The 11915-nt window shown below is 60.5% G+C and carries 8 protein-coding genes; 5 read left to right on the top strand and 3 right to left on the bottom strand.

Going from position 1 to position 11915, the window contains the following annotated elements:
• Positions 1–95: 95 nt before the first annotated feature.
• Complete coding sequence (locus TU79_RS15515; protein ID WP_057008790.1) at positions 96–1010, bottom strand: LysR family transcriptional regulator; 915 nt, start codon at positions 1008–1010, stop codon at positions 96–98.
• 247 nt (positions 1011–1257) lie between these two features.
• Here TU79_RS15515 and TU79_RS15510 point away from each other — a divergent pair, with 247 nt between their 5' ends.
• From TU79_RS15510 to pgm, 4 genes are all read left to right on the top strand, one after another.
• Positions 1258–2271 (top strand): zinc-dependent alcohol dehydrogenase family protein, encoded by a 1014-nt coding sequence (locus TU79_RS15510; protein WP_057008789.1) that lies wholly within the window; start codon positions 1258–1260, stop codon positions 2269–2271.
• A 726-nt stretch (positions 2272–2997) separates the two neighbouring features.
• A complete protein-coding gene (locus TU79_RS15505) occupies positions 2998–4431 on the top strand; it encodes a hypothetical protein (protein ID WP_057008788.1) in 1434 nt (477 codons plus the stop codon).
• Entirely contained in the window at positions 4428–5834 is a 1407-nt protein-coding gene (locus TU79_RS15500; protein WP_057008787.1) for an aminotransferase-like domain-containing protein, read from the top strand. Before TU79_RS15505 ends, TU79_RS15500 begins: the two co-directional genes overlap by 4 nt.
• A gap of 103 nt (positions 5835–5937) precedes the next feature.
• The gene (gene pgm / locus TU79_RS15495) at positions 5938–7581 is read left to right on the top strand and encodes a phosphoglucomutase (alpha-D-glucose-1,6-bisphosphate-dependent) (protein WP_057008786.1); all 1644 of its coding nucleotides are present in this window, start codon (positions 5938–5940) and stop codon (positions 7579–7581) included.
• 271 nt (positions 7582–7852) lie between these two features.
• Here pgm and TU79_RS15490 read toward each other — a convergent pair whose 3' ends face one another.
• Complete coding sequence (locus tag TU79_RS15490; protein WP_057008785.1) at positions 7853–8548, bottom strand: pirin family protein; 696 nt, start codon at positions 8546–8548, stop codon at positions 7853–7855.
• 219 nt (positions 8549–8767) lie between these two features.
• On the opposite strand from TU79_RS15490, the gene TU79_RS15485 reads away from it, so the two are divergent.
• Positions 8768–11215: a UvrD-helicase domain-containing protein gene (locus TU79_RS15485; RefSeq protein WP_057008784.1), complete on the top strand. Its 2448-nt coding sequence runs from the start codon at positions 8768–8770 to the stop codon at positions 11213–11215.
• Positions 11216–11261: 46 nt separating this feature from the next.
• On the opposite strand, the gene TU79_RS15480 is transcribed toward TU79_RS15485, so the two are convergent.
• The gene (locus tag TU79_RS15480; protein ID WP_057008783.1) at positions 11262–11534 is read right to left on the bottom strand and encodes a DUF1652 domain-containing protein; all 273 of its coding nucleotides are present in this window, start codon (positions 11532–11534) and stop codon (positions 11262–11264) included.
• Positions 11535–11915 lie beyond the last annotated feature (381 nt).

Here is an 11915-nt window from a genome sequence, read left to right as displayed (position 1 = left end):
CATGTCCCCAGATGCCTCGTGCTCTGGAAATGGGTAGATCTCCATGGCCTATGAAAAGCCGGAAATGATCAGGCTGAACAGCTTCCTGACGACACCTAAAGACTCTCAGGATCCCCAAAAAACATCTGAATCCGCGACCTCAACCACCGCTCCCCCGGATCATTATCCTGTGACCCGCGCCACGCCATGTGCAGTTCAAAGCTGCGCACCGGCAGCGGTGGGTCTTCGGCGCGCAAGCCGCCGGCCGAGGTCAGGGCTTCGGCGGCGTAGTCGGGCACGGTGGCGAGTATGTCGGTGCCCGCCAGCAAGGTGCCCAGGCCGTTGAACTGCGGCACGGCCAGCACCACATGACGCTTGCGACCGAGCTTTTCCAGTTCTTCATCGATAAACCCGCTCAGGTCGCCGGCAAACGACACCAATGCATGGGGGCGGCTGCAGAAGTCGTCCAGGCTCAGGGAGCCGGGCACGCTGTCGGCGCGCAGCAGTTTGGGCAGGCTGCGGCGCAGGACCTTGCGCTTGGCGTTGGCGGGCAGGTCGGCGGTGTAGCTGACGCCGATGGAGATTTCGCCCGAGGCCAGCAGGCCTGGCATCAGGATGTAGTTGACGCGGCGCACCACCAGCACGATGCCGGGGGCTTCGGCGCGCAGGCGTTTGAGCAGTTGGGGCAGCAGGGCGAACTCGACGTCGTCGGACAGGCCGATACGGAACACGGCGGTGCTGGTGGCCGGATTGAATTCGGCGGCGCGGCTGACGGCGGTGGAAATCGAGTCCAGGGCTGGGGAGAGCAGGGCGAAGATCTCGACCGCGCGGGCCGAGGGCTCCATGCTGCGGCCGGTGCGCACGAACAACGGGTCGTCAAACAGCCCGCGCAGGCGCGACAGGGCGGCGCTGATGGCCGGCTGGCCGAGGAATAGTTTCTCGGCAGCGCGGGTCACGCTGCGCTCATGCATCAAGGTTTCGAATACGATCAAGAGGTTAAGGTCGACACGACGCAGGTCGTTACGGTTCATCTTGTGTCCTGGAAGAGTCTGCAAACTTGACGAGAGCGGTCGTGTGTAAACAATGACCGGCATGAATCTTACGGGGAAAGGCTGATACTCTGCACAAGATAATTGAGTTTTCCTACGAAAGCTGAGGTCTGTAGCTTAGTCGCGGAATCAATGACAAGCATGTCGACTATTAATGGCGACCGGTGGCCTTACCCGCAAAGCCCAGATAAAGTTCATGGCATTAGAGGTTACTTTGACGAGGTTTGCGATGTCCCGCACGATCCGTTTTCACAAGTTTGGTCCGGCCGAGGTGCTCAAATGCGAAGAGCATGCAGCCGCGCAGCCCGCACCGGGCGAAGTGCAGGTGCGTGTCGAAGCGATTGGCATCAGCTGGTACGACATCCTGTGGCGCCAGAACCTGGCGTCCTCCCATGCACGTTTGCCGTCCGGCCTTGGTCATGAAATGGCCGGCGTGGTGGTCGCCCTCGGCGAGGGCGTGGATGACCTGGCGGTGGGCGATAAAGTGGCCAGTTTTCCGGCCGAGAGCCCCAATGATTACCCGGTGTATGGCGAACAGATCGTCCTGCCCCGTTCGGCCCTGACCCGTTACCCGGATGTGCTGAGCCCGATTGAAGCCAGCGTGCATTACACGCCGCTGTTGATCGCCTACTTCGCCTACGTGGACCTGGCGCGGGTCAAACCCGGCCAGTTCGCGCTGGTGACCGATGCCAGCCACTGCGCCGGTCCGTCCTTCGTGCAACTGGGCAAGGCGCTGGGCGTGCGGGTGATTGCGGCGACCAAGGACAGCGCCGAGCGTGACTATCTGCTGTCTCTCGGGGCGGAAAAGGTGATCGTCACCGAGGAGCAGGACCTGCTGATGCAAATCAACAAGTTCACTGACAATCGCGGCGTCGACGTGGTGTTCGATGGCCTGGGCGGCCCGCAGATGTCGTTGCTTGGCGATGTGCTGGCGCCGCGTGGCAGTCTGGTGCTCTATGGCCTGCAAGGCGGTAATCAGACACCGTTTCCGGCCTGTGCGGCGTTCCAGAAGAACATTCAGTTCTTTGTGCACTGCATTGGCAATTTCACCGGCAAGCCGGAGCTGGGCATTATCCAGGACCAGGTCGCCATGCAGCGGGCGTTGCGTGATATCAACCAACTGACCGCCGACCGTGTGCTGGTGCCGCTGAAAACCACGGTGTTTGCCTTTGACCAGTTCGTTGAAGCGCACCGTTATATGGATGAATGCCCGTGCCGTGAGCGGGTGGCGCTGCAAGTTTAAGCTGTTTCGTGTGTAGGAACATTCGTAAACGACTGTTCCACGCCCTGGGCGTATGGGACAAAACCGCCATTTGACAGGGCTTACCCCGCGCGCTTTCCACGGTGTGCAATCGCCCCTCAGCCCCGTAAACGATACCTTTGCCCCGGACGCCGCCCTGAATTCCAGCGCGGCGTTGTCGTGTCTGGGTGATCCACCCTGCGCTTGAGCCTGAACTGAACTGGTTTTCGGCCGGCTTCTGTATCTGTTAATCATTATTCCAGCCTTGATAATTGTGTTCTTACTTTCAACTCAAGGACCGAGTAATGATTGACGCATTGATACGGCGGCGAGTATTTCCTGCGGCGTTTAATAATGGCGCATTTGCTGCGGGCCCAAGTGCCGGGCAATTTTATGCTGACGCTCAATCAACTGACATTCATGGAGCACTGCCTGACAAATTTTATTTGTCGGATAGATCTTTTAATTCGGGGTTAAGGGAATGTAGGAGATTGTCTGAATATTCCTAGGAAGGTCGCCAATCCCCACGGGCGGCGTGGATGTCGGCGTTCGAGGCCATGGAGGTCCGGGCAAAACGCTCTGCGCAGTCAATGTCGATGGGTTGCAAGGTGCTAGTGTTCGGTCACTGTCAACACGATACCGCAAACGACTTTCCTGGCAATTCAATAGACCAAGCAACTCGGTTTGATAGTTGTTTGAAAGTTATATTTCAACTCAGGTAGTAGAGCTATGAGCGCTATTCACGAACAGGCTATGACGTATGTTTACCAGCAAGTTCAGCAACGCTTGATCGGGTACTTCAGTCGCGCGGAACGCACGGCGCTTCAATTGTTGATCCAGCGTATTGTCGTGGCGGCAGGGGGGATGGAGTACATCGGCAATTACAAGGTGCTGGTCGCCCACGGTGGCGGTGAGGTCAGCAGTTACACGTTGGCGATGCTGCGCGCCGCGCAATTGAGCATCGCCGGGCGATCACCGACGACGTTCCAGCTGCGGGTAGCGACGTTGCGCCATGCCGGCATGACCCAGCGCACACTCGATACCCTCAACAACGGTTATAGCCGCCTGTTTTTCCATGACGATGATCGCGTGGAACTGCTGATGGTGGAAAACCATGAGGTGCTGCCATTCAATCATCAGCGCCCGGTGTCAACCCAGGGCTGTGAAGCGGCGCAGCGCAACCGGCTGATGGTGGGGCACCTGAGCGGCGGCGATATCTGCGCAACGCTGTGCAACGACACCTACCTTGCCCTGGGGGATTTCTATCAGCGCGTCACCGCGTGGGACGGCGGTGTGCATGTGCTGGTCAGCGGCGACTCTGCGAGTAAACAGAGCCAACTGCTGGCGTGGCTGAAAAAGGCGGCTCAGGCCGGTTCGGACAAGGTCCGGGCAGCCAGGCCCCTGTCCCTCGACCGGCTGTTTGCGCGAATGGACCAATGGAGCGAAGACTTCTATCGCGACCTGTATGGCGAGCACTATCAGCCCAGGGCTGACATCAGCACCGGTGGGTACCGTCCCCTGGCGTATATCGGCTTTGCCGACCTGCTCGAGGACATAGACCCTGCCAGTGCACCTTTGCTGACCGAGTTCATGGCCTATACCCCAGACCCCTTGGGGTTTCATTTCAGCCATCCGGCGTTTGCCAACCCCGTGTTGATGGCGCACCTGCGTGGCCTCAAGGCCGAATGCCTGCGTGAATTGCCGTATGGGGAAGGTGTGGAAGAGTTCCTGCTGCTGGCACAGGAGCAGCTCAAGCATGTGCAGATCCCGCAGGAGCTGTTGGTCCAGGCCGGCAGCGATGAAGGACGCGCAGCGGCCACCGCCTACGCCCGGCAGTTTTTTGGGCTGGATGAAAGCCAGCTGATCTGCCTGATGTTTTCGCCCTTCATCCATCATGGCGAACGGCTGGAAAGCTACCTGCGCCAGTGCCATCCAGGCATGCTCGTGGCACTGCCCGAACTGCACAAGGTGCTGCAGGGCAAGCCGGCTGCCGAGATGCTGCAACAGTGGGTGACTGTCGCCAGCGGTTTGCCGCTGCCCTTGCTCCAGCATCTGTATCGTCAGCGGCCAATGAACCTGCTGCCCGGCAGCAGTGCGCGCAAGCACGACCTTGAGCGCGACCTGACCTGTGACGACATGGCTCGGCAGCTGTCCGCTCGATGACGTTGCGTGGCACGCGACAAGCGGACTTCGCCTACCAGGCGGTGTATCGCTACATGATCAACCTGATCAATGAGGTGAGTACCGATACTCGGGTAAAACTGCCGTCGCTGCGAGAGCTGTCGCAGCGCCTGAACGTCTCGATTTCCACCATCCAGTACGCCTATTCGCTGCTGGAGAAGGAGGGGCGGGTGTACTCGGTGGCCAAGTCCGGGTATTACGCCTGGCCCCTTGCCAACAGCACCGCGACATTTGCCAGCGGCGACTTGCTCGAACGGCTGTACGTGGCCGCCAGGAGCCCCGCCATGGCGGTGCTCAGCGGTGATGAACCGGCGTTGCTGGCCAATCTGGACGATACCTTGCTGCGCCTGGAGCGCGAACTGGTGCGTCAGTATCCGCGCCAGTCGCAGCACAGCTCCCAGTCGTGCGGCGTGTGGGAATTGCGCGCGGCGCTGGCGGCGCGCTACACCTCATCGCCCACGCGCTGCTGGCACGCGGATGATGTGTACGTGGGGGCCGACCTGCGTGGCGTGCTCGACATCCTCATCGAAGTGCTGGGCTTGCGAGGGGCCACTGTGCTGGTCGAGTCGCCCTGTGACTGGTTGATCCTGCGGCTGCTGCAGGATGCCGACGTGCGAGTGATCGAGTTGCCCTGGATGCACGGCGGCCGCCTGAATCTGGTGTCCCTCGAACGGGCGCTGCGCGAGGAGTCCGTGCAACTGTTATTGATGTCATCGTCGCTGAGCCTGCCGGCGGGGGTGGCCGTGCAGCCACAGGACCGTCTGGAATTGGCGCAGTTGCTGGACCATTACGGCTGCTGGCTGCTGGAAAACGACCTGTATGGCGAATTGAGCTTCGTGCCGACTCAAGCGCCATTGCGCGACCTGGTCAACCCCGAGCGGCTGATCGTGTTTTCCTCGTTCGAGAAAACCCTCGGTCCGGAAGCGCCCTACGGTTATCTGCTGTCGCGGCACATGAGCAGCCAGTTGCAGCGCCAGTTCCTGCTGCGCTCGTTTCGGTTATCGGCGATCCGCCAGCGCGCGATTGCGCGGCTGTATCACAGCGGGCGCATTGATCTGCACCTGCGTAGCTTGCGCGCATTATTGCTGGAGCAAGCCAGCGCCATGAGTGAGCTTCTCGATCAGCATCTCGGGGGGCTGGTCACGTACCGGATGCCGGTCGGCGGCGCGACATTCTGGCTGGAGTCCGCCAGAACGGTGGATATGCGCCAGGTGTTCCAGTATTTGCTGGCCCGCGCCGTGGTCGTTGCGCCCGGCGAACTGTTCAGTATCAGCGGCCTGCATCACCAGCACCTGCGCGTGAGCCATACGTTTCAGGGGCTGCCAAATCTTCACACAGCCCTGGCTGCGCTGGGTGAGGCACTGCGCCAGGCACATCAGGGCTAGTTGCGTGAAATTTCTCATCATGAGGTAGGATCGATACCGTCGCGCAGTAGTCCAAGTGCCAGTAAACTGCCTTTTTCCGACTTCTTCTTTTCGAGGTTCATGCATGACAATCAGTCCTTTTGCGGGCAAACCGGCGCCGGCTCAGTTGCTGGTGGATATCCCGCGACTGGTCACGGCCTATTACACCGGCCAGCCTGATGCAGCGATCTCCACCCAGCGCGTGGCGTTTGGTACGTCCGGGCACCGTGGCAGCTCCCTGGAACTGAGCTTCAACGAATGGCATGTGCTCGCCATCAGCCAGGCGATCTGCCTGTACCGCGAAGCCCAGGGCATCGATGGTCCGCTGTTTGTCGGCCTGGACACCCACGCACTGTCGACCCCGGCCGGCGCCAGCGCGCTGGAAGTGCTTGCCGCCAATGGCGTGCACGTGATGCTCGCCGAGGGCGATGAATACACCCCGACGCCGGCGATTTCCCACGCCATCATCTGCTACAACCGCGGCCGTACCCGTGGTCTGGCGGACGGTATCGTCATCACGCCGTCGCACAATCCACCGCAAAGCGGCGGCTACAAATACAACCCGCCCAATGGCGGGCCGGCCGATACCCACGTCACCAAGTGGATCGAAGCCAAGGCCAACGAGCTGCTGGCCAACCAACTGGCCGGGGTCAAGCGTATTACCCACGCCCAGGCGCTCAAGGCCGACACCACCCATCGCCATGACTACCTCAATACCTACGTGGCGGACCTCATCAATGTGATCGACATGGACGCTATTCGCAGCGCCGACCTGCGCCTGGGCGTCGACCCGCTGGGTGGAGCAGGGGTGCGCTACTGGTCGGCGATTGCCGAGCATTACCGCCTGAACCTGGAGGTGGTGAACACCGAAGTCGATTCGACCTTCCGCTTCATGAGCGTCGACTGGGACGGCCAGATCCGCATGGACCCGTCCTCCAGCTACGCCATGCAAGGCCTGATCGGGCTCAAGGAGCGCTTTGACGTGGCGTTTGCCTGCGACCCGGACCACGACCGCCACGGCATCGTGACGCCGTCCGGCGGGTTGCTGGCACCGAACAACTACCTGGCGGTGTCGATTGACTACCTGTTCCAGAACCGTCCCCACTGGCGTGCCGATGCGGCCGTGGGCAAGACCGTGGTCAGCAGCGGCTTGATTGACCGGGTGGCGGCAAACATCGGCCGTCGCCTGTATGAAGTGCCGGTGGGCTTCAAGTGGTTTGCCGATGGCCTGTTCGAAGGCTCGCTGGGCTTTGGCGGTGAAGAAAGTGCCGGTGCGTCGTTCCTGCGCAAGGACGGCACGGTGTGGAGCACCGACAAGGATGGCCTGATCCCGGCTTTGCTGGCGGCCGAAATGACTTCGCGCAAAGGCCAGGACCCGAGCCAGATCTACCGTGGCCTCACCGATGCGCTGGGCGAGCCGTTTGCCATTCGTGTCGACGCCAAGGCCACACCGGCGCAGAAAGCCCTGCTGGGCAAGCTGTCGCCGGAGCAGGTTACGTCCACCCAATTGGCCGGGGAGAGCATCCAGCAGATCCTCAGCCACGCGCCGGGTAACAACCAGGCCATCGGTGGTTTGAAAGTGATGACCGAAAACGGCTGGTTCGCCGCGCGGCCATCGGGCACCGAGGACATCTACAAGATCTACGCCGAGAGCTTTATCGGCGAAGATCACCTCAAGCAGTTGGTGGAGGAAGCGCAAGTGCTGGTTGATGGCGCTATTTCTCAATAACCCCCCCCCTGTAGAGCGGGCCTGTTGTGGCGAGCGGGCTTGCCCCGCGTTGGGGTGCGAAGCGCCCCCAATCCAGCAAAACGCGGTGTACCTGATACGGCTCAGCGCCTGGTTTTGGGGCTGCTGCGCAGCCCAACGCAGGACAAGCCTGCTCGCCACAGGGAATCTGCGCTTAACTGAACGGCATTAGGACAAGCCCGCTCGCCACAGAGACCCCGGTTTGCTGCGCGACAGCGCTAAGTCGAAGACTTGGCGGAGCCTTCCATGTGAATCAGGCCAGGTCGACCAGCACAATCTCGCTGTCTTCAATCGCGGTTACCCGCAGCACTGGCTCATCTTCCACCGCCACACCGTCCCGCGCCTGGGCACGCAGGCCATTGACCTCAATCACCCCCGTGGCCGGCACCAGATAGGCGCGGCGTCCGCCGTCCAGGCGGTACTCGGCACTTTCTCCGGCTTTCAGGTTGGCCGCCACCAGGCGGGCATCGGCGCGTATGCGCAGGCTTTCGCTGTCGCCGCTCTTGCCGCTGGCCAGGGTCACAAAGCCCTCACGACCGTCCTGCGGAAACGGCTTGGCGCCCCACGACGGTGGCAGCCCGGCTTCATTGGGAATAATCCAGATCTGGAAAATCTTCGTCGGCGTGGCTTCCAGGTTGTATTCACTGTGGGCAATCCCGGTGCCTGCGCTCATCACCTGCACGTCACCGGCTTCGGTGCGGCCTTTATTGCCCAGGTTATCGGCATGGCTGATGGCGCCTTCGCGCACATACGTGATGATTTCCATGTCCCGGTGCGCATGCTGCGGAAAACCGGTGCCCGGCGCGATGATGTCGTCGTTCCATACGCGCAGGTTGCCCCAGTGCATGCGTTTGGGGTCGTGATACTCGGCAAACGAAAAGTGATGATGGGCGTCGAGCCAGCCGTGATGGGCGCCGCCCAGGGAAGTGAAAGGTCGAAGTTCAAGCATGATCGTCTCCTCTGAATGCACTCCATCATCCTTGAGCTCTTGATCGGTAAAAAGCGTAAAAACTGCCTGATTCCTATCAATCGATTAGATGGATTAACCGGGTTTTGACTTTCACTTCGTCGCCTAACTGCATGACGGCAAAGCAATTGGCTGGTACTGAGCGGCAATTCCGGCGACCATGGCCCATTCGCCAGAATCACTACCATCGCTGGAGTTCGCGTGCCGCAGCAAAAGCCTGATTTGCCCCCTGATCTGCTTCCGCCTGCAGAAATGCCCTTGTTCAAACGCCTCGCCGCACGCCTGTTTGGCCATGGCCTCACACGGCTGCGTGCCCAGCACCGGTTTTCGTGGTTGCACGGCCAGGCCGATGGGTTTCGCAGCGGGCATGAGGCGGGCGTGGAATACGGCTACCGTGAGGGCATGGCCGAAGGCATCGAGCAAGGCCGGCAAGTCCTGCTGATTCGTGATTTCCGCCCGGATGAGCACCGCGCGCCGGGGGTGGACGACAATCTGTTTGACGATTGGCGCCTGCCGCTCACCGCCGAGATCAAAAAGCGCATCAAGGCCGACGTGGCGCGCCTGCTGCCGGCCCATGCCCAGCCCAGCACCGCGCAGTGGAAGATGATCTTCAGCGATACGCCGTCCACCTCGGTGATTGCCGGGGCCGGTGCCGGCAAATCCACCTCGCTGGTGTTGCGCATTCTGCTGCTCACCCATTACCTGGGCTTTGAACTCAGTTCGATGACGGTGGTGACCTTCACCCGTGAGTCGCGAAAGGACTTCGTCAACAAGTTGATGGACATCCTCGCGCTGTGGGGCCAGCCCCTTGCCTTGAAAGAGGCTCAGGCCGTGGTGCGCACCTTTCACTCACGCATTCTGCCGATGGTGCGCAGCCTGCCGGGGTTTGAGCGTCTGCAGGCCTTCGAAAACCTCAGCGCCGGCGTTAACGACGCCGACAGCAACCCCTTCGACCTGCGCATCAACGACGCCCAGCGCCAGCAGATGAACGCCTGCTACCACCGGCTGCACAGTCGCCACGCGCGATTTCGCGAATTGATCGCGCCGCTGGCCCGCCATGGCCTGCAGCTCAAGGAGCTGGAGCGCGACCACCCGGACGTGCAGAAGCGCATCGCGGTGACGGAGCTGGCGGCCAAGCGCGATGAAGAGCTGTGCGATTTGATCGAAGACCTGTGGTTTCGCGCGGGCGCCTGGCCGATCAAGGGCATCGAGCCCAGCCGTCAGACGTTTGAAATCAACGGCGCGACCTTTCACTGTCACGGCTATATTCCCGAGCTGGACGCCTGGGTGGTGCTGGGCTTCGATGCGCGGGAAAACCCGCAGATCAGCCGACCCAACGCCAAGCTGTCGGTACGCGCCGAGTGGGCGGTAAAGCGCACCCTGTTTCAAGCTTTCTGTCGCAAGCCTTTGATATGGCTGGACAGTTATGAATCATCAAGGCGTCTCATAAGCAGCTTGGCGGGTGACGCTACCGCTGGACCCGGCTTTGATTACAAGGTCAAGGGCGAACTGGCCTCCGCGCCGTTGCTGGACTGTTTTGTCACCGCAGCGGGCTTTATCGAGAACCTTGGCCTGGACGTGCCCACCGCCGTCGGCCAGATGACGTTCGCCAGGGATGATCCCGACCGCTTGTTCTTTGAGGCACTGAGCCTCTTCTGGAAAGCCCTGGAAGAGCATCTGCTCGAACAATCGCCGCCGATCATGACCTATAACCGCATGTTCTCCCTGTTTGGCGAAAACATGCCGGAAAACCTCACGTTGCTCAGCGACCCACTGCTGCGGCCAATGTCGCACTTGATGATCGACGAATTCCAGGATGTGTCGCCGCAGATCGTCTCGTGGATCCGCGCCAGCCTGCGCGAAATCCGCAGCCGCGGCCCGGCCATGCACGTGGGGCGCGGTGCCCAGCGTTCTTCGTTGCTGTGCGTGGGCGATGACTGGCAGTCGATCTATGGCTGGCGCGGCAGTTCGCCCAAGTACTTCATGGACTTCAACACCGAATTCCCGTCCCCCGGCACCACCCGCGTGATGCTGGGTGAGAACTACCGCAGCCATCAGCACATCATCGATGCCGCTGAGCATATCGTGCGCGCCGCGCCAGCGATCCCCGGCAAGAAGGCCAAAGCCAGCGGCGTGCCCAAGGCGCTGGTGCCCGTTCAAGTGCTGACCCGAGACGATGCTGAACTGGGGCGGCAGTTGCAGGCGCACTATCAGCAGGGCGATTCAGTATTGATGCTGTATCGAAAAGGCAGCGATAAGCTATTGATTCAAGAGCATATTCAGGCTGTAGTTAATGCTGATTCGAGCCTGCCGGCGCCAGCGCGCAGATTGAAACAGCTGACCTACCACAGCGCCAAGGGCCTGCAGGCGGATGCGGTATTTCTATTGGGCGATTGCCAGCACGTCACCAGCTCGCCGTACAAGAATCAGGTGTACCGCATGGCGGGCCTGGGCAAGGCTGGCGACAGCGAGCCCTATGACACGGCGCAAAAAGACGAAGTGCTGCGCCTGGCCTATGTCGGCATTACCCGGGCCGTCAGCCATTGCTATTGGTATGTGGAAAAGCCCGAAGGCGCAGCGGTCAATGTGCCGAGGGCGTCCGAGCGGGTAGACGGCAAAAAGGCGTTTTTCGATGATCAACGGATTTGAACGTAAAGTTGGTCAATGTGGGAGGGAGCAAGCCCCTCCCACAGGCTCAGGCCCGTAATGACTGCGGCGGCACAAACGACGCCAGTTCATCCTCAATCGCTTCGATGATGCGCTCCACATCGGCAGCGTTCATCACCGAGGCGCAGGGAATGCCGGCAATCGCAATCAGCGTTTCACCGCTTGTGCGATCGAACAGCCGGGCGACCATGCTGCCGGGCGCGTCCATGCTGCCCTCGAAGCCGGTCGGATGAAAATGCCAGCGCATCAGCTGGCAGGCATTCGGGAACGTCACTTTGTTCATGTTGCCCACCTTGTTCATTGAGCACTTCCTTTAGCTCGCGGCAGGGGCCAGACCCTTGTGTGGTCATGGCGTCGTGAGCTTAAAAATAGCATCCGCTCGCAGAGGCCAGGTGAAAATTTTCGCTCCGTTCGGCGGTTGTTCGCCCGGGCATTGACCTGGGTCATGAAACGTCATCAGACGAGGTCTGGAAGCAGGTCCGCCGTGCAAAACCGACACAAACAACGGGATAAGTTATTTGTCCCGGTAATAGGGGGCAATATTCACCGTAAATAATAAGTAGTGGCTCTTTAATGTTGCCAATGACACCGTGACAATAATTGGATCCATTATTCGGCCGTGCGACGCAAGTTGAACACTGTTGCAGCTATTTAATATTTAAATAACAGCGTCCGTTATTTT

Origin of the sequence: Pseudomonas trivialis (assembly GCF_001439805.1) — a bacterium.
Lineage (GTDB): Bacteria > Pseudomonadota > Gammaproteobacteria > Pseudomonadales > Pseudomonadaceae > Aquipseudomonas > Aquipseudomonas trivialis.
Note: the sequence above shows the minus strand (reverse complement) of the source record. Positions and strands in the feature narration are given on the sequence as shown.